The sequence below is a fragment of the Streptomyces albidicamelliae genome (assembly GCF_025642175.1).
GTDB lineage: Bacteria > Actinomycetota > Actinomycetes > Streptomycetales > Streptomycetaceae > Streptomyces > Streptomyces albidocamelliae.
In genome coordinates this window covers 6,976,209-6,998,807 of sequence record NZ_CP106795.1, presented here as the reverse complement: position 1 = coordinate 6,998,807, position 22,599 = coordinate 6,976,209, and the positions used below count along the sequence as shown (strand labels likewise).

The 22,599-nt window shown below is 73.4% G+C and carries 23 protein-coding genes, 1 tRNA gene and 1 pseudogene; 16 read left to right on the top strand and 9 right to left on the bottom strand.

Annotated features, from left to right (window positions below; genetic code table 11):
• Positions 1 to 28: 28 nt before the first annotated feature.
• Positions 29 to 1,543 carry a long-chain-fatty-acid--CoA ligase gene (locus N8I86_RS31665; protein ID WP_263279297.1) on the bottom strand — a complete coding sequence of 505 codons (1,515 nt, stop codon included), beginning with the start codon at positions 1,541 to 1,543 and terminating at the stop codon, positions 29 to 31.
• A gap of 71 nt (positions 1,544 to 1,614) precedes the next feature.
• Positions 1,615 to 2,802, bottom strand: coding sequence for a thiolase family protein (locus N8I86_RS31660; RefSeq protein ID WP_263279296.1), 1,188 nt, complete (start codon positions 2,800 to 2,802; stop codon positions 1,615 to 1,617).
• Positions 2,803 to 2,949: 147 nt separating this feature from the next.
• Here N8I86_RS31660 and N8I86_RS31655 point away from each other — a divergent pair, with 147 nt between their 5' ends.
• The 5 genes from N8I86_RS31655 (at position 2,950) to N8I86_RS31635 (ending at position 6,270) form a co-directional block, all read left to right on the top strand.
• Positions 2,950 to 3,759: an alpha/beta hydrolase gene (locus N8I86_RS31655; RefSeq protein WP_263279295.1), complete on the top strand. Its 810-nt coding sequence runs from the start codon at positions 2,950 to 2,952 to the stop codon at positions 3,757 to 3,759.
• A 104-nt stretch (positions 3,760 to 3,863) separates the two neighbouring features.
• On the top strand, positions 3,864 to 4,346 hold the full coding sequence (locus N8I86_RS31650) for a Dps family protein (protein ID WP_073891377.1): 483 nt from the start codon (positions 3,864 to 3,866) through the stop codon (positions 4,344 to 4,346).
• A 32-nt stretch (positions 4,347 to 4,378) separates the two neighbouring features.
• Entirely contained in the window at positions 4,379 to 4,723 is a 345-nt protein-coding gene (locus N8I86_RS31645; RefSeq protein WP_263279294.1) for a DUF3140 domain-containing protein, read from the top strand.
• A 20-nt stretch (positions 4,724 to 4,743) separates the two neighbouring features.
• The gene (locus tag N8I86_RS31640) at positions 4,744 to 5,391 is read left to right on the top strand and encodes an endonuclease (protein WP_263279293.1); all 648 of its coding nucleotides are present in this window, start codon (positions 4,744 to 4,746) and stop codon (positions 5,389 to 5,391) included.
• Between the two features lie 66 nt (positions 5,392 to 5,457).
• Complete coding sequence (locus N8I86_RS31635; protein ID WP_073891383.1) at positions 5,458 to 6,270, top strand: SAM-dependent methyltransferase; 813 nt, start codon at positions 5,458 to 5,460, stop codon at positions 6,268 to 6,270.
• Between the two features lie 76 nt (positions 6,271 to 6,346).
• Here N8I86_RS31635 and N8I86_RS31630 read toward each other — a convergent pair whose 3' ends face one another.
• Positions 6,347 to 7,567 carry an alpha/beta hydrolase family protein gene (locus N8I86_RS31630; RefSeq protein WP_263279292.1) on the bottom strand — a complete coding sequence of 407 codons (1,221 nt, stop codon included), beginning with the start codon at positions 7,565 to 7,567 and terminating at the stop codon, positions 6,347 to 6,349.
• 95 nt (positions 7,568 to 7,662) lie between these two features.
• Between N8I86_RS31630 and N8I86_RS31625 the strand changes: the two genes are divergently transcribed.
• The 3 genes from N8I86_RS31625 (at position 7,663) to N8I86_RS31615 (ending at position 9,365) form a co-directional block, all read left to right on the top strand.
• Positions 7,663 to 8,256 (top strand): TetR/AcrR family transcriptional regulator, encoded by a 594-nt coding sequence (locus tag N8I86_RS31625; protein ID WP_263279291.1) that lies wholly within the window; start codon positions 7,663 to 7,665, stop codon positions 8,254 to 8,256.
• 118 nt (positions 8,257 to 8,374) lie between these two features.
• Positions 8,375 to 8,857, top strand: coding sequence for an amidase domain-containing protein (locus tag N8I86_RS31620; protein WP_263279290.1), 483 nt, complete (start codon positions 8,375 to 8,377; stop codon positions 8,855 to 8,857).
• Positions 8,858 to 8,897: 40 nt separating this feature from the next.
• The gene (locus N8I86_RS31615; protein WP_263279289.1) at positions 8,898 to 9,365 is read left to right on the top strand and encodes a hypothetical protein; all 468 of its coding nucleotides are present in this window, start codon (positions 8,898 to 8,900) and stop codon (positions 9,363 to 9,365) included.
• 129 nt (positions 9,366 to 9,494) lie between these two features.
• Here N8I86_RS31615 and N8I86_RS31610 read toward each other — a convergent pair whose 3' ends face one another.
• Positions 9,495 to 10,355 (bottom strand): Cof-type HAD-IIB family hydrolase, encoded by an 861-nt coding sequence (locus N8I86_RS31610; protein ID WP_263279288.1) that lies wholly within the window; start codon positions 10,353 to 10,355, stop codon positions 9,495 to 9,497.
• 162 nt (positions 10,356 to 10,517) lie between these two features.
• Here N8I86_RS31610 and N8I86_RS31605 point away from each other — a divergent pair, with 162 nt between their 5' ends.
• The 6 genes from N8I86_RS31605 to N8I86_RS31580 all read left to right on the top strand — a co-directional run bounded on the left by N8I86_RS31605 (position 10,518) and on the right by N8I86_RS31580 (position 17,314).
• Positions 10,518 to 11,330, top strand: a complete 813-nt coding sequence (locus N8I86_RS31605) for an SAM-dependent methyltransferase (protein WP_263279287.1) — start codon at positions 10,518 to 10,520, stop codon at positions 11,328 to 11,330.
• A 40-nt stretch (positions 11,331 to 11,370) separates the two neighbouring features.
• The gene (locus tag N8I86_RS31600; RefSeq protein ID WP_263279286.1) at positions 11,371 to 12,774 is read left to right on the top strand and encodes a glutamine synthetase family protein; all 1,404 of its coding nucleotides are present in this window, start codon (positions 11,371 to 11,373) and stop codon (positions 12,772 to 12,774) included.
• The gene (locus N8I86_RS31595; protein ID WP_263279285.1) at positions 12,774 to 13,952 is read left to right on the top strand and encodes an amidohydrolase family protein; all 1,179 of its coding nucleotides are present in this window, start codon (positions 12,774 to 12,776) and stop codon (positions 13,950 to 13,952) included. The genes N8I86_RS31600 and N8I86_RS31595 overlap by 1 nt, the downstream gene beginning before the upstream one ends.
• 16 nt (positions 13,953 to 13,968) lie before the next feature.
• A complete protein-coding gene (locus N8I86_RS31590; protein ID WP_185091745.1) occupies positions 13,969 to 14,496 on the top strand; it encodes an NUDIX hydrolase family protein in 528 nt (175 codons plus the stop codon).
• Positions 14,497 to 14,782: 286 nt separating this feature from the next.
• Positions 14,783 to 16,060 (top strand): PP2C family protein-serine/threonine phosphatase, encoded by a 1,278-nt coding sequence (locus N8I86_RS31585; protein WP_263279284.1) that lies wholly within the window; start codon positions 14,783 to 14,785, stop codon positions 16,058 to 16,060.
• A 120-nt stretch (positions 16,061 to 16,180) separates the two neighbouring features.
• Entirely contained in the window at positions 16,181 to 17,314 is a 1,134-nt protein-coding gene (locus N8I86_RS31580; RefSeq protein WP_263279283.1) for an MASE1 domain-containing protein, read from the top strand.
• Here N8I86_RS31580 and N8I86_RS31575 read toward each other — a convergent pair.
• A tRNA-Pro gene (locus N8I86_RS31575) sits at positions 17,293 to 17,369 on the bottom strand. The genes N8I86_RS31580 and N8I86_RS31575 overlap by 22 nt on opposite strands.
• A gap of 125 nt (positions 17,370 to 17,494) precedes the next feature.
• Between N8I86_RS31575 and N8I86_RS31570 the strand changes: the two genes are divergently transcribed.
• On the top strand, positions 17,495 to 18,202 hold the full coding sequence (locus tag N8I86_RS31570) for a thiamine pyrophosphate-dependent enzyme (protein WP_263279282.1): 708 nt from the start codon (positions 17,495 to 17,497) through the stop codon (positions 18,200 to 18,202).
• 33 nt (positions 18,203 to 18,235) lie between these two features.
• On the top strand, positions 18,236 to 19,162 hold the full coding sequence (locus N8I86_RS31565) for a transketolase family protein (protein ID WP_263279281.1): 927 nt from the start codon (positions 18,236 to 18,238) through the stop codon (positions 19,160 to 19,162).
• 509 nt (positions 19,163 to 19,671) lie between these two features.
• Here the strand turns inward: N8I86_RS31565 and N8I86_RS31560 are convergent.
• The 4 genes and pseudogenes from N8I86_RS31560 to N8I86_RS31545 all read right to left on the bottom strand — a co-directional run bounded on the left by N8I86_RS31560 (position 19,672) and on the right by N8I86_RS31545 (position 22,578).
• Positions 19,672 to 20,969 (bottom strand): annotated as a pseudogene (locus tag N8I86_RS31560) (MFS transporter).
• A 95-nt stretch (positions 20,970 to 21,064) separates the two neighbouring features.
• Entirely contained in the window at positions 21,065 to 21,424 is a 360-nt protein-coding gene (locus N8I86_RS31555) for an MmcQ/YjbR family DNA-binding protein (RefSeq protein ID WP_073891412.1), read from the bottom strand.
• Positions 21,425 to 21,454: 30 nt separating this feature from the next.
• Complete coding sequence (locus tag N8I86_RS31550; protein ID WP_263279280.1) at positions 21,455 to 22,009, bottom strand: GNAT family N-acetyltransferase; 555 nt, start codon at positions 22,007 to 22,009, stop codon at positions 21,455 to 21,457.
• The gene (locus N8I86_RS31545; RefSeq protein ID WP_263279279.1) at positions 22,006 to 22,578 is read right to left on the bottom strand and encodes a helix-turn-helix domain-containing protein; all 573 of its coding nucleotides are present in this window, start codon (positions 22,576 to 22,578) and stop codon (positions 22,006 to 22,008) included. The genes N8I86_RS31550 and N8I86_RS31545 overlap by 4 nt, the downstream gene beginning before the upstream one ends.
• Between the last annotated feature and the right edge of the window lie 21 nt (positions 22,579 to 22,599).

The window sequence follows — 22,599 nt, the reverse complement described above, 5'->3', positions numbered from 1 at the left end:
CCGCTCCTGTCGCGCCGGCCCCCGCCCGCTACGCGCGGTCCGCGTACTGTGCCCGCAGCTCCCGCTTCAGCACCTTCATGCTCGGGCCCAGCGGCATCGCGTCCGTGATCTCCACCCGGCGCGGGTACTTGTGCCGCCCGAGGTGCTCCTTGGACCACTCGCTGATCGCGGCCGCGTCCGGGGCGGTGCCCGGCGCGGGTACGACGACGGCGCACACCTCCTCGCCGTGCAGTTCGTCGGGCAGGCCGATGACGGCGACCTGGGCGATGCCGGGGTGGCGCATCAGGACCTCCTCGACCTCCCTCGGATACACGTTGTAGCCGCCGCGGATGATGACGTCCTTCTTGCGGTCGACGATGCGCAGGAAGCCGTCCTCGTCCTTGGTGCCGAGGTCGCCGGTGCGGAACCATCCGTCGACCACGGCCTCGGCGGTGGCCTCCGGGCGGCCGAGGTAGCCGGAGAAGACGTTGTGGCCGCGGATGACGACCTCGCCGAGTTCGCCGGCCGGGAGCAGTTCCACGCGGTCCTCGGCCTCGGCGCGGGCGATCTCCGCGTCGATGCCCCACAGGGGGTGCCCGATGGTGCCGGGCCGGGTGCCGAACACGGGCTGGTTGACGGTGGCCGTCGGCGAGGTCTCCGACAGCCCGTACCCCTCGTAGACCCGCGCGCCGAACGCGGCCTCGAACCGCTCCAGTACGGCGACGGGCAGGGAGGCCCCGCCCGAGACGCACACGCGCAGCTCCGGCAGCGCGGGCGCGTCGGCGGCCGCGGCGGCGAGGGCGACGAACATCGTCGGCACGCCGTGGAAGGTGTTCACGCCCTCCTTCACCATCAGCTCGATGGCACGGGCCGCGTCGAATCGGGGCAGCAGGACCAGCGTGGCGCCCGCCCGCCAGGTGGAGTTGAGCGAGACGGTCTGGCCGAAGGCGTGGAACAGGGGCAGCGCGCCGAGGGCGATGTCGTCGGCGCGGATGTCGTTGGCGTCGAAGGCGTTGACCGTCGCGTTCATCACCAGGTTGAAGTGGCTGAGCACGGCTCCCTTGGGGACGCCGGTCGTACCGCTGGTGTAGAAGACCACCGCCGGGTCGTCGGCGGCCCGGGTGACGTACGAGGCGAGGGGCTCGGCGTCGGCCGCGAGCTGCGCGAACTCCTCGCCCAGGGTGATCACCCGGACCCCGGTGGCGGCGGCAGCGACCCGGCCCGTCTCCGCCTGCGCCGGGTGGACGAGCAGCAGTGCGGCCCCGCTGTCCCGCAGGACGTGCTCGACCTCGCCGGCCGACAGCAGCAGGTGCACGGGGACGACGACACCACCGGCCGCCGCGACGGCGTAGTAGGCGACGGGGAACTCGGCGGTGTTGGGTGCCATCAGGGCGACGCGGTCGCCCGGCCGTACGCCGAGGCCGGCGAGCGCGCCCGCGCGGGCCAGCGCCCGGCGCCACACCTCGGCGAAGGTGAGCCGCAGTTCGCCCTCGACGAGCGCGGTGCTGCCGGGGCGGCGCCGGGCGTTCTCGGCGAGGATGGCGGCGACGGACAGGGTTGCCATGGAGTGCTGCTCCGTTTCTTGCTGCGGCTCGTGCGACCGGCCCCGGTGCGGGGCGCCCCCGTGGGGTGGATCTAGTGCCGTTCGACCAGCACCGCGCTCCCCTGGCCCACGCCGACGCACATCGTGGCCAGCCCGCGCTCCGCGCCCGTGCGGCGCATGCGGTGGAGCAGGGTGGTCAGGATGCGGGCGCCCGAGCAGCCGAGGGGGTGACCGAGGGCGATGGCGCCCCCGCTGGGGTTCACCAGGTCGGGGTCGATGCCGAGCTGGTCGACGCAGGCGAGCGCCTGTGCGGCGAACGCCTCGTTGAACTCGGCCTCCTGGAGGTCGCCGACGGTCCAGCCGGCCCGGGCCAGCGCCTTGCGGGTGGCGGGGACCGGCCCGATGCCCATCACGTCGGGGTGGACCCCGGCGGAGGCGCCCGCGACATAGCGCCCGAGGGATTCGAGGCCGAGGTCGTTCAGGGCCTCCTCGCTGACGAGGAGCAGTCCGGCGGCGCCGTCGTTCATCGGTGAGGCGTTGCCTGCGGTGACCGTGCCGCCCGGGCGGAAGACCGGCTTCAGGCGGGCCAGCTTCTCCAGCGAGGTGTCCTCGCGGACGCACTCGTCCTGCTCGACGACGACGCCGTCCGGGCGCTCGACGGGCAGGAGTTCGTCGTCGAAGTGGCCGTCCTTGCGTGCGGCGGCGGCCAGCCGGTGGCTGCGCAGCGCGAACTCGTCCTGCCGCTCGCGCGGGACGCCGTAGCGCCCGGCCACCTCCTCGGCGGTCTCGCCCATCGCCAGCAGGCCGTGCAGGTCCTTCATGGCGGGGTTGACCAGGCGCCAGCCGAGCCGGGTGTCGTGGGTCTCGATCCTGTGCGGCAGGGCCTCGTCGGGGCGGGGCAGTACGAAGGGCGCGCGGCTCATGGACTCGGAGCCTCCGGCGACCACGACGTCGGCCTCGCCCGCGGCGATCGTCCGCGCGGCGGTGGTGACCGCTTCGAGTCCGGAGGCGCACAGCCGGTTGACGGTGGCGCCGGGCACGGACTCGGGCAGCCCCGCGAGCAGGGCGGCCATCCGGGCGACGTTGCGGTTGTCCTCGCCGGCCTGGTTGGCCGCGCCCCAGTAGACGTCGTCGATCCGGGCGGGATCGAGGGCGGGGACGTCGGCCACCAGGTGGCGGATCACGGTCGCCGCGAGATCGTCGGGCCGGACGGCGGACAGGGCTCCGCGCAGCTTTCCGATGGGGGTGCGGCGGGCGGCCGCGAAGTGGACGGGACGCACGGCTATGACTCCTGACCTACGGCGCTGTGGATCAGCCGGGACGGCGACGGCACTACTTAATTAGCACTGCTAGTTTTGGACTATAGACCTCCGCCCGGCCCCCTGGGAAGATCTCCCGAGGCCTGCACCCCGGCAGCTGGAGGAGACATGCCCCACGTCCGCGAGCACGCCCTCGACGGCACCCGCGGGACCGTCGCCGTGACCGAGTGGCCGCACCCGGCGCCGCGCTTCCTGGCGCTCCTCGTGCACGGGTACGGCGAGCACGCCGGCCGGTACGCCGGGCTCGCCGCGCTGCTCCCCGGGCACGGGGCGGCCGTGTACGCGCCCGACCACATGGGACACGGCAGGTCCGCCGGCGAGCGGGTCGTGATCGAGGACTTCGAGGACGTGGTCACGGATGTGCACGCCGTCGCCGAGCTGGCCCGGGCCGCGCACCCCGGGCTGCCGCTCGTGCTGGTCGGCCACTCCATGGGCGGTCTGATCGCAGCGCGCTTCGCCCAGCGGTACGGCCACGAGCTGACCGCTTTGGTGCTGTCCGGGCCGGTGATCGGCGCCTGGGAGCTGCCGGGGCGGCTGCTCGCCCTGGACGAGATCCCGGACGTCCCGATCAGCCCGGGCGCGCTCTCCCGGGACCCGGCGGTGGGCGCCGCGTACGCCGCCGACCCGCTGGTCTGGCACGGCCCGATGAAGCGGCCCACGCTGGAGGCGTTCGTGCGGACCCTGGAGACCGTCGCGAAGGGCGGGGACGTGGGCCCGCTGCCGCTGCTGTGGCTGCACGGGGACGACGACCGGCTGGTGCCGCTGCCCGGCAGCCGGGTCGGCGTGGAGCGGCTGAGCGGTGGCCGGGCGGCCGAGCGGATCTTCCCGGGAGCCCGGCACGAGGTGTTCAACGAGACGAACCGGGAGCAGGTCCTCGCCGAGGTGCTGGCCTTCCTCGACCCGCTGCTGCCCCGCTGATCAGGGCCGTTTGGCAGGCCCGGCGCGGGGCACCCGCCCTTTCGGACGTGATCGCACATCTTCGACGTGATCGCACATCTGTGAGGAAAGGGGACGCACGCACCATGACCGTGGTCAAGAGCACGCTGCCCGCAGAGGCGCTCGGCGTCACCGGGACCGCCCTGCAGGACACCCTCGTGGACCTGCTCGGACTGTCGCTGGTGGGCAAGCAGGCGCACTGGAACATCGTGGGTCCGCGGTTCCGCTCGATCCACCTCCAGCTGGACGAGGTCGTCGCGACGGCCCGCGCCCACTCGGACACGGTGGCCGAGCGTGCCGCCGCGCTGGGCGTGTCGCCGGACGGCCGGCCCGAGACCATCGCCGCGGCCTTCGCGCTGTCCGGGACCAAGGACGGCTGGCTGCGCGACACGGAGGTCGTGGAGCTGATGGTGTCGACGCTGGGGACGGCGGTCGGCCGGCTGCGCGAGCGCATCGAGGCGACGGAGAAGGCCGATCCGGTCACCCAGGACCTGCTGATCGCCATCACCGCGGACCTGGAGAAGCAGCACTGGATGTTCCAGGCCGAGAACCACGACACCGCCGGCTAGTACGCCCGCCCTCGGTACGGAAGGGGAAACCCATGGCCGACGCCCTCGAACTCGACGCGCTGTGGACGGACTTCCACCGCGTGGTCAACATGACCTCGGCGGAACTCGCGGCCTGGCTGAAGGTCCGGGACGCCGCCGAGGAGACCGAGCCGCTGCCCGAGCAGGCCGGCACGCCGACCGGGCAGCGCGTCCTCGCGATCCTCCAGAAGCGCCGCACCGATCTCACCGACGACGACGTCCGCGTGATGTACGAGGTCGTCGACACGGTCGGGGACCTCGTGGACATGGAGAACGAGCCCGAGCCGGAGACCGCGCCGGAGGACACGCGCCGACGGCACCGGCTGATGACACTCGGCCACGACCCGCTCAAGCCGTAGACCGTGCCCCGCCCCAGGCCATGAACCACGACGAACGGGTCCTGCACGAGCTGGTGTCCGAGTACGGGCGGACGTACGCCGACGAGGCGGGCATCCGTCTGAAGGACACCCCGCAGCCGCTGTACCGGCTGCTCGTGCTGGCCCTGCTGCTCAGTGCCAGGATCCGGGCCTCGGTCGCGGTCGCCGCCGCCCGGGCCCTGCACGAGGACCGTCTCGACAGCCCCCGCCGCATGGCCGGCGCCGACTGGCAGCGGCGGGTGGACGCGCTCGGCCGCGGCGGCTACCGGCGCTACGACGAGCGCACGGCCGCTCAGCTCGGCGACGGCGCCGAGCTGCTGCTGGACCGCTGGGGCGGGGACCTGCGCCGGCTGCACGAGGAGGCGGGCGGCGACACCGGTGAACTGCGGCGGCTGCTCCAGGAGGAGCCCGGCGTGGGGCCCGCCGGCGCCGACATCTTCCTGCGGGAGGCACAGCGCGTGTGGCCGGAACTCGCGCCCTACCTCGACGCCAAGGCCCTGTCGGGGGCCGAACGGCTCGGCCTGCCGAAGGACCCCGACCGGCTGACCGACCTCGCCGGGAACACCGAACCCGCGGTCCTGGCCGCCGCGTTGGTGCGGGCCGCGCTGGACAAGCAGGTGGCCGAAGACTGTCTCCGCCGCGCGTCATGATCGTGTCAGACTGCTGCTCGCACGTCCCGGAGTGACCGCCGGGACAAGCCGAGCGGAGGAGACAGGGTGACGGGGACCGAGGCGGCCGCACAGCACATCGACACCAGCCGGCCGCATCCGGCCAGGGTGTACGACTGGTTCCTCGGCGGCAAGGACAACTACCCCGTCGACGAGGAACTGGGGCGCCGGATCCACGCGATCGACGCGGGTGCCGGCCGGGCCGCGCGGGCCAACCGCGCGTTCATGCGACGGGCCGTGCGCACCCTCGCCGAGGACGGCGTACGCCAGTTCCTGGACATCGGCACCGGTATCCCGACCGAGCCCAATCTGCACCAGATCGCCCAGTCCGCGGCACCGGACGCGCGGGTGGTCTACGTCGACAACGACCCGATCGTGCTGGCCCACGCGAACGCGCTGCTGCGGGGCACCCCCGAGGGCGTGACGGAGTACGTGCAGGCCGACGCCCGCGACCCGGGCACGATCCTCGAACGCGCCGCGGCCGTACTGGACTTCGGCCGGCCGGTCGCCCTCTCCCTCGTCGCCCTGCTGCATTTCGTCGCCGACGAGGACGGCGCCCACGACCTGGTGGCCACCCTGCTGGCGGCGCTGGCACCCGGGAGCTGCCTGGTGCTGTCGACGATGACGGCCGACTTCGAACCGGAGAACGTGCGAAGGGGCATCGCCGCCTACGCGGCCGGCGGAGTGACCCTGGTGGCACGCTCACGGGACGAAGTGGGCACCTTCTTCGAGGGACTCGACCTGCTGCCCCCGGGCATCACCTCGGTCTCCGACTGGCGCCCCGAGGACCGCCCGGACGGCGACGGCCCCGTCTCCCTGTACGGCGCGGTGGGCCGCAAGCCCACGGGCCGACCGGCGTAGGCGTACGGCCTCCTCGCCTCCTCGCCCTCCCGCCCTCGTCGAGAAGCGCCCGTCGCGAGACCGGGCCGCGGCCTGCTCAGACCGTGGCGGCGAGGGTGTCGTCGAGCCAGTCGTAGATGCGGGCGATGGACAGCCGCATGGCTCCCGGGTGGCAGTGGGCGCCGGCGCCTTCCTCCGCGGTGAACGTCATCAGGGTCCTGGGGCAGGTCAGGTGGTCGTAGAGCTGCTCCGGCTGGCCCTTGAAGAACATGTCCTCCTCGGCGTCGCAGACCAGGGTGGGGCACTGGATCCGTTCGGCTGTGCCGTCTTGGAGGGTGTAGTCGAGGTAGGAGGCGTTGAAGGCGCGGGGGGTGTCCACGCCCATGACGTACATGCCGTGGTTGATCGCCCAGCGGGCGATCGGGTCCCTGGTCATGATCTGCTCGAGGGCGGCGTCCAGTTCCGGGGCGGCCTGCGCACGCAGGAGCCGTTCGGCCTCCTCGCGGGTGCCGGGGATGTTGCGGACGGAGGTCTGGCCGAGGTCGTAGAGACCGTCGACGGCGATCAGCGCGGCCAGCCGGTGCTCGAACGCGGCGGCCCGGGGGGCGAGGATGCCGCCCATGCTGAGTCCGAGGAGCGCGACACGGCCGTCGTCGACCTCGGGGAGGGTCTCGGTGAAGTCCACGACGGGGGTGATGACGTTCTCCCAGTCCGGGCGGAAGACCAGGCCCTCGTGGTGGCGTGGGCCGGGCATGCCGGGACCGTCGAAGGCCAGCACGTTGTAGCCGCGTTCGACGCCGGCCATCGCCCCGAAGAAGTGCAACTCCTCCGCGGTGCCGTCGAAACCGTTGTGCATGATCAGGGTCGGCCGCGGTGTCCCCGAGTCGTCGACCCGGTAGAGGTAGCCGGGCAGGGTGGTGTCCTCGTAGGGGATCTCGACCGGCTCGATGACCGGGGTGAACAGCGCCGCCGCCGCCCTGAAGCAGGCCACGGAGCGGTCGTAGGCGTGGTCGTGACGCGGGTCGCAGGGCTGACCGTGCAGGAAGAACTCCGCCGACCGGTAGTAGTTCGACGCCCGCAGGAACCCGTCCCGGGCACTCACTCGGTGACCGGCCGCCAGCGCCTTCTCCGCCTCCCCGGACACACGGTCCGCGGTCGCCAGCCACTCGACGTACCAGCTGTCGTAGTCGCCCTCGACGATGCGTTCGCCGGTGGAGACGACCTCGCCGAAGTCCGCGCCGCCGTAGGCGATGTGGCTCATCGACCGCAGGGTCTCGTACCAGAACTGGATGTTGTTGGGGAACAGCAGCTGCTTCATCGCACACCCTCCTCGGCAAGCACAGATTTGTGCTTACCGAGGACTGTAGACCCTCCGATGCCCCAGAAGCAAATATCTGTGCTTACGATGGAGGTGTGACTCAGAAGCCGGCGTCCCCACGCACCCGCAAAAGCCCCGAACAGGTCCGCGCGGCCGTCCATCAGGCGATCATCGACCTGCTCTGCGACCCGGAGGGCGAAGACCTCAACATCCCCGCGATCGCGCAGCGCGCCGGCGTCAACCACACCAGCGTCTACCGGCGTTGGGGCAGCCTCGACGCGCTCCTTGCCGACATGGTCACCACCCGGCTCGAACGCGACTCACCCCTGAACGACACCGGCACCCTGCGCGGCGACCTCCTCGCCTGGGCGGAAGCCAGCGTCGCGAACATCCGCACCCGTGAAGGACGCGCCCTCGTACGCGCTGTCGTCCTGTCCATGCCGCACAGCGCCCAGGCCCAGGCCGGGCGCGCACAGCAGTTCCAGCGCCGGATGCGCTCCATCGAGCAGATCCGCGAGCGGGCGACGGCCCGGGGCGAGAACCCGCCGCCCCTGGAGCAGATCCTCGACCAGCTCGTCGCACCGTTCTACATCCGGGCCATCTTCGGCATCGACCCGCCGGCCGACGGCTACCCCGAACTCCTCGTCGACAGGCTGCTCGGCAGCGGGGGCGAAGGGGGCACGGGCTGAGCGGCGCGGCTCCGGGCTTGGTTGGCCGGTCGGTGAGGCAGGCGAGTGCGGTGAACCTTCGGCGCCGGGGCCCACGTCTTCCTGCGCGACCGTCCCCTCATGCCCAGCAGAACAGACCGTGGACCACAGCCAGGCCACACCCGGGCGGGCCCACTCCGACCACCCCACGGGTGCCGGCGCCGTCAAGCCCGCCGCCACCGCCGCGTACAGCTACCACCAGATGATTGCCTACGCGGACAAGTACTGGGACCACCACAACTCCGCGTACCGCACCTACGGTGGCAACGACTGCACGAACTTCCTGTCGCAGATCATGCTCGCCGGTGGCTGGAAGCCCGCGGGCGGATCCATCATCCAGCGAACCAGCAACAAGTACTCCAAGCGCACCAAGTCAGTGCGCAACGTCTACGACCTGCTGGCTTCGGACGTCCTCCAGGCCGACTGGAACCGCAACAACGTCGTCGACCACTCGATGTTCGTCACGAAGAAGTACCGGGGCGCTCCCTACCTCACCTACCACACCTCCGACACTCACAACAAAAGCGTGAAGAAGATCATCTCTGACCATCCGCACACCTGGTGGTACGCGCACCGCACATGACAGGCTGCTGCCCCCCTCACAGGACAAGAGAGGTTCTGCCGTGAACCGACGCCGCATCGCCGTCGCCGCGCTCGCGTTACTCGCCCTCTCCGGCTGTTCGTCGGAGAAGGCCGACAAGGCCGAAGCCAAGCCGACCGCTTCGCGGGCCGACGGTGCACGCCAGGCCGTCGACAGTTACATCTCCGCTCTCAACGCCCGCAGTGCCACCGACCTGATCCGGATCGGCGGCGTGAAGGACGAGGCCTGGTCGAGACGAGAAGCAGCGAAGATCCTCGCAGCCAAGGGCGGACGAGGATGGAAGGTCAGCAACCTGGACATCGAGCACGACATGGGCCCGAACACCGGAAGTGCCCACCTCTCCGCCACGGACAGGGCCGGCAAGGCGATGACCGACACCTTCACGGTGACCCGGGACAAGGGAACGTGGCACCTCATGGTCTTCTCCGGGCAGCCCCACCCGCCCGGGAAGACCCCTGCGTCGACCGCGCAACCGACCAGCTCCTCGTAGGCGAGGACACCTGCGTCTCTGTGCAGGACAGTGCGACGCGACCTCCTGGTGATCCTGGGAAGTGGGTACTCCTCGTGCGGACGCCCCGACACCGCCCGGCCGCCGCACCCGCACCCGCACCCGCACCCGCTACAGGCCGAGCACGCGGGTGATCGTCCGCAGCACCCCGGCGTCGTTGTTGGAGGGGGCCAGGTGGCGGGCCCGGTGGACGACTTCGGGGTGGGCGTTGGCCATGGCGAACGACCACTCGGCGGCGTCGAGCATCTCCAGGTCGTTGAGGTAGTCGCCGAAGACCATGGTCTGCGCGGGGGTGATGCCGAGCGCCGTCTGGAGACCCCGCAGCGCCGCGCCCTTGTCGGCGGTGCGGTTCATGACGTCCACCCAGTGCTCGCCGGAGACGACGACCTTGTGCGTGGCGGCCAACGGGGCGAGCGCCGGGGCGGTGGAGCGCTCGGCGGGCCCGAAGTCGAACACCGCGACCTTGATCACGTCGTCGTCGACGGCGGTGACGTCCTCCACGATCCGGTGCTCGACGTAGTACTTGCGCACCTCGGCCAGGAACGCCTCGTCGGTCCGCTCGACGTACGCCGACCGCTTGCCGCAGACCACGGCACCGGCGTCAACCCCGTCCGCGACGAGCCGCCGTACCGTCCGGACCACCCCGGCCGCCGCGGACCCCGCCAGCGGGTCGGAGCTGAGCTCCACGCCGTCGCGGACCACGTACGTGCCGTTCTCCGCGATGAACACCATGCCCTCGGCGACGTCCGCGAACTGCCGGGCCAGCGTGGCGTACTGGCGGCCGCTCGCGGGGCTGAACAGCACTCCGCGCCGGCGCAGCTCGGCGAGCATCGGCCAGAGCCCGTCGGGTATCCGCTGGGCGTCGTCCAGCAGCGTGCCGTCCATGTCGGTGACGATCAGCCGGATGTCGGCGGCCCCGGCGGGCAGGCCGGGTGCGTCGAGGAGGGGCGTGGGCACGGGCGTCGCGGACATGTCCTGCTTCCGGTCGGGTGAGGGTACGCCGACCAGTGTCGCTCACCGCCCGGAACGCCCCTCGGGCACCCCGAACCGCTCACGGTGCGCGGTTTCCCGCGACAGCGCGATCACCTGGCGGCACAATGACGGCGGACGACCGCGACGGCGAAGGGCGGCGACGTGACCGAAGGCCATCCCCCGGCGGCCGGGCCGGCGGCCCTGAACACCTCCGTGGCGCACAACGCCCGGGTGTGGAACTACTGGATCGGCGGCAAGGACCACTACGAGGTCGACCAGCGGGTCGGTGAGCACGTCGCGGGCATGTTCCCGGTGATCCGGGCGGTGGCCCGCGCGGACCGGGACTTCCTCGGGCGGGCGGTGCGGTACCTGGCCGGTGAGTGCGGCATCCGGCAGTTCCTGGACGTGGGCACGGGCCTGCCGACCGTGGACAACACGCACGAGATGGCCCAGCGGATCGCCCCCGAGTCGAGGATCGTGTACGTCGACAACGACCCGATCGTGCTCGTGCACGCCCGTTCGCTGCTCACCAGCTCCCCCGAGGGCGTCACCGACTACATCGACGCGGACGTGCGCGATCCGGAGGGCATCGTGCAGCGGGCCGGTGACACCCTGGACCTGGGCCGGCCGGTGGCGGTGATACTGCTGGGCATCCTGAACTTCGTGCTGGACGCCGGCGAGGCCCGGGACATCGTGCGGCGGCTCATGGCGGAGGTGCCCTCGGGCAGCCACCTGGTGCTCACCCATCCGACGTACGACGGCGACGTGGGCGGCGAGGGGAACGTCGCCGCGATGGAGTTCTGGAACGCGAACGCCACCCCGCCGATCACCGCCCGCGGCCGGGCGGAGATCGCCGCGTTCCTCGACGGCCTGGAGCCGGTCGAGCCGGGTCTGGTGCCGTGCTCGCAGTGGCGTCCGGAGTCCGCGGCCGCCGCACCGGTGCCGCAGTTCGGCGCGGTGGCCCGGAAACCCTGACTCCGGCCGTGTGCCCCGCCCGGCCCGCCGAGGAGGACGTATGACGACTTTCGCCGACCCCGTGCCCGGCGGCCGCCCCGGCGATCTGCGCCGGGTCGCCGCGCTCACCGCGGACCTGGCCGCGCGGGACGTGCGCGGCGTCGTGCTGGCCTACGTGGACACCGCGGGCGTCTGCCGCGTCAAGACGATCCCGACGGCCCGGCTGGAGGCGGCCGTGTCCTGGGGCGTGGGCATGTCCCCCGTGTTCGACACGTTCCTCGCCGGCGACTCGATCGTCACGACCGACGTGCTCGGCTCCCCCGACGGCGACCTCAGGCTCTACCCGGACCTCGACCAGCTCGTGGCACTGGCCGCGCAGCCCGGCTGGGCGTGGGCGCCGGTGGACCGGATCACCCAGGAGGGCGACCGGCACCCCGGCTGCGCCCGGACCTTCCTGCGCCGGATCGTCACGGACGCCGCCGAACGGCACGGCCTGACGTTCAAGGCGGCCGTCGAGATCGAGTGGGCGATGGGGCTGGACTCGGCGCCCGCCGGCGCGTTCGTGCCGGCCGTCTCCGGTCCGGCCTACGGCGCGATCCGCCAGGTGGAGCTGAGCGACTGCACCGCCGACCTGCTGACCGCCCTCGCCGCGCAGGACGTGGACGTCGACCAGCTGCATCCCGAGTACGCGGCCGGGCAGTTCGAGGTCTCGGTGGGTGCCCTCGACCCGGTGGCGGCCGCCGACCGCAGCGTCCTCGTGCGCCAGACGATCCGGGCGGTCGCCGGACGGCACGGCCTGCGGGTGTCGTTCGCGCCCGCGGTGCTCGCCGAGGGCGTCGGCAACGGCGGCCATCTGCACCTGTCCTGCTGGCGCGACGGGGTCAACCTGCACGCGGACGGCGACCGCCGGTACGGCATGACGGCCGAGGCGGAGTCCTTCGCGGCGGGGGTGCTCGCCCGCCTCCCCGCGCTGACGGCGGTCACCGCGCCCAGCCCGGCCAGCTACCTGCGGCTCCAACCCTCCCAGTGGGCGGGGGTGTTCACCGCGTGGGGCCGCGAGACGCGGGAGGCCGCGCTGCGGGTGATCACCGGCACGGCCGGCCGCCGGGACCAGGACGCCAATCTGGAGGTCAAACCCGTCGACCTGGCCGCCAATCCGTACCTCGCGCTCGGCTGTGTGATCGCCGCGGGTCTGGACGGCATGGGCGCGGGAACGTCCCTGCCGGAGGAGATCACCGGCGATCCGGCCCGGTACGGCCCGGACGAGGCGGCGGCCCTGGGTGTGCGGCGGCTGCCGCGGTCGCTGCCGCAGGCCGTCGAGGAGTTCCGCGCGGACCCGGTGCTGCGGGAGGCGCTGGGCCCCGTCCTCGCGGACGCGGTGACCGCCGTACGCCTCGGCGAGGCGGCGGCCGTGTCCGGCCTGGACGACGCCGGGGTCGCGGCCGCCTACCGGTGGACGTACTGATGACCGCCGTGTCCGGCCCGGTCTCCGAGGCCCTCGCCGAGCTGCCCCTGGTCGACCACCACTGCCACGGGGCGGTGACCGCGGACCTGACCGGCGGGGAGTTCGCGTCGCTCATCACCGAGGGCGAGGCCTGGCCGGGTGTGTCGCCCTTCGACAGCCCCGTCGGCGTGGCCGTCCGCCGGCACTGCGCGCCCCTGCTGGACCTCCCGCGGCACGCGCCCCCCGCCGACTACGTGGCCCGGCGCGCGGAGCTGGGCTGGCAGGAGGTCAACCGGCGCTTTTTGACGGCGGCCGGCGCGGAGGTGTTCTGCGTGGACACCGGCTACGCCCCGCACCCGGTCACCTCCCCGGCCGAACTGGGCCGCGCGGCGGGCGCCGCCGCCTGCGAGGTCGTACGGCTGGAGCGGATCGCCGAGGCGGTGGCCGCGCGCGGTGTGGAGGCGGACGGGTACGCGGCCGCCTTCCGCGGCGCCGCCGAGGAGGCCGTGCGCCGGCCGGGCGTGGTGGCGGTGAAGTCGGTGGCCGCCTACCGCACCGGTTTCGCCTTCGACCCGGCCCCTCCCACCGGCGCCGAGGTCACGGAGGCCGCCGCCGGCTGGCTCACGCGCGGCGGCCGGCTCGCCGACCCGGTGCTGGTACGGCACCTGCTGTGGACCGCCGTCGAGCTGGGCCTGCCCCTGCAGCTGCACACCGGGTTCGGCGACGCGGACGTCACGCTGCACCGCGCGGACCCCGCCCTCCTCACCGACTGGCTGCGCCTGACGTCCGGCACCGTCCCGGTCCTCCTGCTGCACTGCTGGCCGTACCACCGTCAGGCCGCCTACCTGTCCGCGGTGTTCGCCCACGTGCACCTGGACGTGGGCCTCGCCCTGCACTACTCGGGGCCGGCCCGCTGCCGGGCGGTACTGGAGGAGGCGCTGGAGATCACCCCGTTCCGCAAACTGCTGTACAGCTCCGACGCCTATGGTGTGGCCGAGTTCCACCACCTGGGTGCCCTGTCGTTCCGGCGGGGGCTCGCCGCTCTGCTGCAGGCCCGGGTGGACGCCGACGAGCTGAGCCTGGCCGACGCCCTGCGGATCGCGGCCTGGGCGGGCCGCGACAACGCCCGCCGACTCTACGGACCGCCCGTATCCGAACCGGCCCGCGACCCCAGCGGGCGCCCCACCCGGAAAGTATGATCAAGCAATGTCTGACATGACCGAGACCACGCCCGGCTGGCTGACCACGGACGAGCTGGAGATGGCCAGGGCCCGGATGCCGATCCTGTACGTCGAGGCCGTACCCGTGCGGGTCGACGACAGCGGCGAAGTGACCAGCATCGGACTGCTGCTGCGCATCGGCCCCGACGGAACGGTCAGCCGGACCCTCGTCTCCGGGCGCGTCCTGCACCACGAGCGGGTCCGCGACGCGCTGTTGCGCCACCTGGAGAAGGACCTCGGTCCGGTCGCCCTGCCCCGCGTCCCGGCCTCCCTCCAGCCGTTCACCGTCGCCGAGTACTTCCCTACGGCGGGCATCACGCCGTACCACGACTCGCGCCAGCACGCCGTGTCCCTGGCCTACGTCGTGCCGGTGACCGGCGACTGCCGCCCCCGGCAGGACGCGCTGGACCTCGTCTGGTTCAGCCCGCAGGAGGCCGCCTCCGCGGCCGTGCAGGGCGAGATGCCGGGCGGCCACGGGGTGCTGCTGAAGCAGGCGCTCGCCCATGTCGGCGTGGCCATCTGACCGCGGTACGACGGTTCCCCGGCGGCTGCTGACGCCCCTCGGCGGCCGCGATGCCACAATCGAAGAACGACCGTGCCAGGCCGTGATCCCGCTCCGGACCGGAGCCGTGTCAGGAGGCCGGAATGTACCGCTCGACCGAGGGGCTGCCCGAGCGGATCCGTCGTGACCGGCGAGCGGACCGGACCCGGGACCGGGCCTGCCGGGCGCTCGTGCCCGCGAAAGAGCCGTGATGGCGGGAGCGCGGGAGGGGAGACGGCCGCGGGAGCCCGCTCTCCCGGACCTGCACGTGCGCCTGCGTTCCGAGCTGGGCCGGATCGACGACACGCTGCGCATGCTGGTGGCCTCCATGGACCGCCTGCAGGGCCTGCTGGACGCCGTGGTGGCCATCTCCCGCGAGGTGGAACTGCCCGCGGTGCTGCACCGCATCGTGACCACCGCCATGGACCTGGTCGGCGCCCGCTACGGCGCGCTGGGCGTGCTCAGCGAGTCCGGGGAGCGGCTGGAGCAGTTCATCTCGGCCGGCCTGTCCGAGCAGGAGCGCCTCGAACTGGCCGAGATCGGGCTGCCCCGGGGTCTCGGTGTACTCGGCCACCTGATCCGCTACCCCGAGCCCCTGCGGATCGAGGAGATCCGGGCCCACCCGTCCTCCGTGGGGTTCCCGCCCGGCCATCCCCATCTGCGCACCCTGCTCGGCGTGGCCATCAGCGTGCGCGGCGAGATCTACGGCGACCTCTACCTCTCCGAGCGCCACGACGGACAGCCCTTCGACGTCCATGACGAGAACGTCGTCATCGCCCTGGCGAGCGCCGCCGCGATCGCCATCGAGAACGTCCGCCTGTTCGAACGGGTGCGTGTCGGGGCGGAGCAGTTCCAGCGGCTGCTGCTGCCCAGCCTGCCCGACCTGCGGCCGTTCACCGCCGCCGCCATCTACCGGCCCGCCGCCGAGCCCAGCCAGCTCGGCGGCGACTGGTACGACGCCATCCCGCTGTCCGACAACGTGGTGGCGGTCGTCATCGGCGACGTGGTCGGGCACGATCTGCGAGCGGCGGCCGCCATGGCGTCCACCCGCAACATGCTGCGCGCGCTGCTGTTCGACCAGACCATCGCGCCCGGCGCCGTCCTCAGCCGGCTCGACCGGGCCCTGGAGGCGATCACCAACAACCCGGTGACGACCACCACCCTGGCTCGGATCGAGCCCGAGGGGCCGGACTGGCGGTTCAACTGGAGCACCGCGGGCCATGTCCCGCCCCTGCTGATCACCCGGGACCACCGGGCGAGGTTCCTGCTCGCCGAGCCCGGACTGCCGCTCGGCGTGGACACCGAGCAGCCCCGCCCCGACCACTCGCGCCTGCTGCCCCCCGGGGCCACGGTGGTCTTCTTCACCGACGGACTGATCGAGCACCCGGGCCATGCCATCGACGAGAGCCTGGGCGCGCTCGGGGACATCGCCGCCAAGCACGCCGATCTGCCCCTGCCGGAGTTCGTGCAGGCGCTCGCCGATCACCACCCGAGCGACGGCCACGACGACATGGCCATCCTCGCGCTGCGCACGCCGGGCCCCTGAGCCGCGCTCGCCGGGCCGTCGGCGCCCACTGCGGGGTGCCGCCCGCTCCGGTGGCGTGGAGGTTCCGCCGGATCCGGCGGATGATGGGCGACGGGGCGATGTCGACACGGAGGTCGCCCGATGACGGACGTGCGGCATGAGCGGCTCCGGCGCAGCGGCCTGGCCGGCCTGGAGATCTGCGTCATCGCCGCCCTGTACTTCGGCTCCGCCGAGCTGGGGCTGCTGCAGCAGCTGGTGCGCAGCCAGGTCACCCCGCTGTGGCCGCCGAGCGGGATCGCGGTGGCGAGCCTGCTGCTGCGCGGAAGGCGCGTGTGGCCGGGTGTGGCGCTCGGCGCGTTCCTGGCCAACATCGGTCTCGGGCCGTCGCTCCCGGCCGTCCTCGCGATCACGGCGGGGAACACCCTGGCGCCGGTCTGCTCCTGCCTGTTGCTCCGGCGGGCCGGGTTCCGCAACGAACTGGAGCGGCTGCGGGACGTCCTCGGCCTGATCTTCCTGGGCGCGTTCACCGGGATGCTGGTCAGCGCGACGACGGGCACGACGACCCTGCTCGTCTCCGGGGCACTGAGCACCGCCGGCTTCTGGCCGACCTGGTCGGTGTGGTGGACCGGCGACGCCATGGGCGTCCTGGTGGTCACACCGGTGCTGCTCGTGCTCAGCTCGGCGCGGTGGCCGAGGAACGTGCGCACGTCCCGGTGGGTGGAGGCGGGGCTGCTCGTGGTGGCCACCGCCGCCGTGGGGTTCGTGGAGACGGGGCGGGCACCGCTGCTCTTCCTCGGATTCCCGCTGCTGGTCTGGGCGGCGTTCCGGTTCCAGCTGGCGGGGGCGGCGCCGTGCGCGCTGGCCGTGTCGACGTTCGCGATCGTCGCCGCCGCGCGGAGGACCGGTCCGTTCGCCGGGCACGACCTGCTCACCAACATGATCACCCTGCAGGCGTTCAACGGCGCCGCCGCGCTGACCGCGCTGCTGCTCGGGGCCGTCGTCAGCGAGCGGAACCGGAACCAGCGGGAGATCGTGGACGCCTGCACGCAGATCGCCGGCATGGTGTCCAGGATCACCGCCGGGGACCGCCACCTGGTCAAACCCGACGAACGCGGCGCACCCGAGGGACCGGGTGGCACGGGTGGCGTCGGTGGACCGGACGGAGCGGACGGAGCGGACGGAGCGGACGGGGAGGACAGCACAAAGGCCGCCTCCTCGTCGACGAGAAGACGGCCTCCGACCGGCCACAGAGCTGGTCGGGACGACAGGATTTGAACCTGCGACCCCTTGACCCCCAGTCAAGTGCGCTACCAAGCTGCGCCACGTCCCGGTGCGGTTTGACCTGGGGTTTCCCCGGTCGAAACGCGCAGGGAAACCATACCGCACTCGGCTCCGTGGTCGCGCGTCCCTTTCACCGTTGACCTCGACCTTGGTTGAGGTTGCACGATCGACGGCATGACGACGACGGCGGACGAGACCCGCACCCATGGCTACGACGACCTGGCCGGCCTGATGGGCCTGATGACCGGCGACGAGAAGCACGGCCCGGCGGCCACCTCCACGCTCGACGTGCTCTGGGTGCTGTACGACCGGGTGCTCCGCATCTCCCCGGAGCGGCTGGACGATCCGCACCGGGACCGGTTCCTGCTGAGCAAGGGGCACGGGCCCATGGCGTACTACGCCGTGCTGGCCGCGAAGGGGTTCGTGCCCGTCGAGTGGCTGCCCGGCTTCGGGTCGTACGACTCCCCGCTCGGACACCACCCGGACCGCGTGCTGGTGCCGGGAGCCGAGATCGGCAGCGGGTCCCTCGGGCACGGCCTGCCGATCGCCGTGGGCAGCGCGCTGGGGCTGCGGGCGCAGGGGCTGCCCGGCCCGGCGGTGTGGGTGCTGATCGGGGACGCCGAGCTGGACGAGGGCAGCAACCACGAGGCGATCGCCTTCGCCGGACCCGCCGGGCTGGAGCGGCTGCACACCGTCGTGATCGACAACTCCTCCGCCAGCCACGCGCTGCCCGGCGGCATCGCCGCCCGGTTCGCGGCCGCCGGGTGGTCCACGGTGACCGTGGACGGACGCGACCACGAGGCCCTGTACGCCGCGTTCACGGCTCCGCACCCGGGGCGGCCGCACGTGGTCGTGGCCCGCGTCGAGCCGAAGAACGCCTGACCCTCCCTCGCTCTCCGGAAAGGGCACACCTCCATGGACACCATGCGTGACCGATTCGCCCCGGTCGTCTCCCGGCTGCTGGACGAGGACCCGCGGGTCGCGGTCGTCCTCGCCGAGATCGGCGCGGACGGCTTCCGCGCGGCCGAGCGCCGGCATCCCGGCCGGGTGATCAACGTCGGCATCCGCGAGCAGCTGCTGGTCGGGGCGGCCGCGGGACTGGCGCTCACCGGGCTGCGGCCGGTGGTGCACACCTTCGCCAGCTTCCTCGTGGAGCGGCCGTTCGAGCAGGTCAAGCTGGATCTGGGGCACCAGGACGCGGGGGCGGTGCTGGTGAGCGCGGCGGCCTCCTACGACTGGCCGGCCGGCGGCCTGACCCACATGGCGCCGGGCGACGTGGCCCTCCTGGACACGCTGGACGGCTGGACCGTGCACGTGCCCGGGCATCCCGACGAGGCGGAGACGCTGCTGCGCCACGCGGTCGCCGCGGGCGACGACAAGGTGTACGTACGGCTGTCCGTGCAGGCGAACCGGGAGGGGCGGGCGGTCGACGGGAAGCGTTTCGTGCCGGTCCGCGAGGGCCGCTCGGGCGTGGTCGTCGCCGTCGGCCCGATGCTGGACGCGGTCCTCGCCGCCACGGAGGGCCTGGACATGACCGTGCTGTACGCGACGACCGTACGGCCCTTCGACGGCGAGGGGCTGCGCCGGGCGACGGGGGCGGCGGGTACGGACGTCGTGCTGGTCGAGCCGTACCTCGCGGGCACGTCGACGGCGGCGGCGACCGAGGCCCTGTCCGACGTGCCGCACCGGGTGCTCGGGCTCGGTGTCGGCCGCCGTGAACTGCGCCGCTACGGAACCGTGGAGCAGCACACGGCCGCTCACGGCCTCGACCCGCGCGGCTTGCGCGAACGCATCGGCGGCTTCCTCGACGCGGGACGCCGACAGGCGGCGGCACGGGCGTGAGGCGGGTGCCCCGGGGACGGACACGGCCGGACGCGGCGGGCGGGGGCCGGGGCGGGACGGGTCCGGCCTGCCCCTAGGGCTTCCGGGATCGCGGGATGGGGAGGGCCTGCCCCCCTACGGTTCCCGGGCTCGCGGGACCTGGGCGACGGCCCGGGCACGGACACGGCCCGACGCGGCGGGCTGAGCCCGAGGCGGGACGGGCCCGGCCTGCCCACTACGGCTTGCCCACTACGGCTTCCGGGATCGCGGGACGGGTCGGGACGGCCCTCTACGACTTCTGGGATCGCGGGACCCGGGCGACGGCCCGGGGACGGACACGGCCCGACGCGGCAGACGGAGCCCGAGGCGGGACGGGCCCGGCCTGCCCACTACGGCTTCCGGGATCGCGGGACGGGCCCGGCCGGCCCGGGGACGGACGCGGCCCGACGCGGCGGGCTGAGCCCAGGGCGGGACGGTTCCGGGTTGCCCCCAGGGATTTCGGGGATCGCGGGACGGGTCCGGCCGGCCCCTTACGGCTTCCGGGGTCGCGGGGTCGGGGTGTCGGTCCGGAGCAGGTCGCGTATCGGTGGGATCGCGAGCAGGGCCGCCGCGACGGCCAGGCTCACCACCGCGGCGGCCAGCAGGACGTGGCCGGCGCCGAGCGCGCCCGCGGCCGGGCCGGCGAGGGCCTGGCCGACCGGCATCATCGCGAGGGAGCCGGCCACGTCGTAGGCGTGGATGCGGTTGAGGACGTCGGACGGGACCTGGGTCTGCACGCTGGTCGCCCACATCACGCCCCAGAACGACATCCCGGCACCGGCGACGGCCGCCCCGGCCGCCATGGCCGGCACGCCGAGCCCGGCCCCCACGGCCGCCGGGAAGCCGAAGAAGGCGAACAGGGACACCGCGCCCGCCCGGAGCATGCGGCGCGGGCGCAGCCGCAGGGCCAGCAGGCCACCGACGACCGTGCCCGCCCCCAGGGCGGAGTTGACCAGGCCGTAGGCGCGCGGGCCGTGCTGCTGGACGATCTCGGTGGCCACCAGCGGGACGGTCGGCCCCCAGACGGCGATCATGTACACGCACCAGACGGCGATCACCCCCCACAGCCAGGTCCGTGACCGGAACTCCCGCCAGCCCTGGACGAGATCGCCGCGGAAGGCGCGCATGCCCCGGCCGGTGGCGGCGCGCGCGCCGCGGGGAGCGGCGGCAGCCGCAGCAGGAGCAGGCACAGCGCGCTGATCGCGTAGGTGGCCGCGTGCCCGGCGAACACCCCGCCCGGTGAGGCGAGGCCGACCAGGACTCCGGCGACGGCCGGGCCGGCCAGCTGGGCGGCCGACTCGGCGATGCGGACGGCGCCGTTCGCACCCTGGACGTCGGCCGCGAGCCGGGGGACGGTGCTGGCCACACCGGGCTGGAAGACGGCACCGGCGACACCGTTGACGAAGCCGATGGCGCAGATCTGCCACAGCACCACATGGCCGGCGAAGAACAGGCCGGCGGCGAGCGACTGCGTGCCGAGCCGGACGAGGTCGGCGCCGATCATCAGCCTGCGGGTGCTGAACCGGTCGGCGACGACACCGCCGAGGACGACCAGTCCGGCGAAGGCCGCGGCCGTCGAGGCCATGGCGAGACCGACCGCGCCCGCCCCGTACCCGTGCTCCAGCAGTCCGGCGGCGAGGGCGACGGGCAGCATCGTGTCACCGAGGCGGGCCGCGGCCCGGGCCACGAAGAACAGGGCGAAGTCCCGTGACCACACGGCGGGTTCGCCGGGCGCGCCGCGGTGCACGCCCCGGGCGGTGATGTCCTGCCGTGCGTCCGTTCCGGTCATCGCCGCCGTGCCCCTCCCTGCCGACCCGCCGGTGCCCCGCACCGCTTGCGCCGCGCGGGATCATGCCACGCCGGGACCGCGTCCACGGAGTATTTTCAGTCCGCGGACGGCATCCCCAACTCCGGGTGGGCGTCGAGCAGTCGGGACGGCGCCGCCTGCCGCCAGGAGTCAGCGAGGATGTCCCGCAGTTCGTCCTCGTCCTCCAGCGCGGCGAGTCTCGCTCTCACCCAGGCGAACTGGGCCTCGTGATCGGCGATCCAGAACTTGCCCGGCTCGGCGAGGACGAGTTCGTCGCGTTCCTCCTTGGGGCAGCGCACGGCGATGGAGGTCTCGTCCTCCGGCAGCGTCGCGAACATCTTCCCGGCCACCCGGAACGTGGGCATGCTCCAGGCGACCTTCTCCGTGGTGTCCGGCAGGGAGAGGGCGATACGGCGTACGTCTTCGGCATCCGGCATGCCACGCACCGTAGCCCCTGCCACTGACAGTCACCCGGTCGCGGCGCTCGCCCGCGGGGGCGCCGGAGCGGCCGGGCGCTTGAAGTACAGGGTGGTGCCGCGCAGTTCGCCGTCCGGGCTCAGGGCGTAGTCGGGGATGGTGCCGGCCTCGGTCCAGCCGGCCGAGCGGTACAGGTGCTCGGCGGGGCTCCCGGTCTCGGTGTCGAGGTGCAGCAGGGTGATGCCGTCGGCCGCGGCCGCGTGCTCGGCGGTGGCGAGGAGGCGCCGGCCGAGGCCCTGCCCGCGCGCGGAGCGGTGCACCATCAGCTTCACGAGTTCCGCGCGGTGGCGGCTGTTGGGCTTGTCGGGGCGGGCGAGGGAGACGGTGCCGGCCACCCGCCCGGTGCCGTCGACGGCCACCCACACGGCGAGCCGGCCCGCTGCCGCCTCGGCCGCGCGCTCCCGCCACCAGGCGGCGGCCTCCGCGCGCGTGAGCGGTGCGAGGAAGCCGACGGAGGCCCCGCCGGCCACGGTGTCGGCCAGCAGCGCGGCGAGTTCCGCCGCCCCGTCCCGCAGCTCCGCTCCGGTCCAGCGCAGTACCTTCACGGCCGCACCACCGCCAGCACGTACCGGGTCGCGCCCGGTCCGGCGCACCGGAATCGGGTCGGGCCGTGGACCCGCATCCGCAGGCAGTCGCCGGCGTCGAGGTGGTGGGTGCGCTCCCCGTCGGTCACCTCCAGGGCTCCGTCCAGCAACCACAGGTGCTGTTCGAGGCCGGGTACGGGCGGGCGGTCGTAGGCGATGTCGGCGCCCGGGGCGAGCCGGCCCTCGACCAGTTCGCCGCGCAGTCCGGCGTGCGGCGGGGAAACGGCCCGCCGGACGAATCCCGAGGCACGGTCCTCCCACACCTGCTGCTCGGCGGCCCGCACGAGCGGCGCCGGTCCCGCCTCGACCTCGCTGAGCAGCTGGGACATGGTGCGGCCGTAGACGTGGCACAGGCGGTTGAGCACGGCCGCGGTGGCGCTGGTCTCGGCGCGTTCGGCTCGCGAGAGGGTGGAGCGGCTCACGCCGCTGCGCTCCGCCAGCTCGCCCAGCGACCAGCCGTGCTGGGCGCGCAGGGCGGCCAGCCGGACACCGATGCGGACGTCGACCGCGTCCGGATCCTCGCTTCTCATGTGCGGGACGCTATCCCGGAT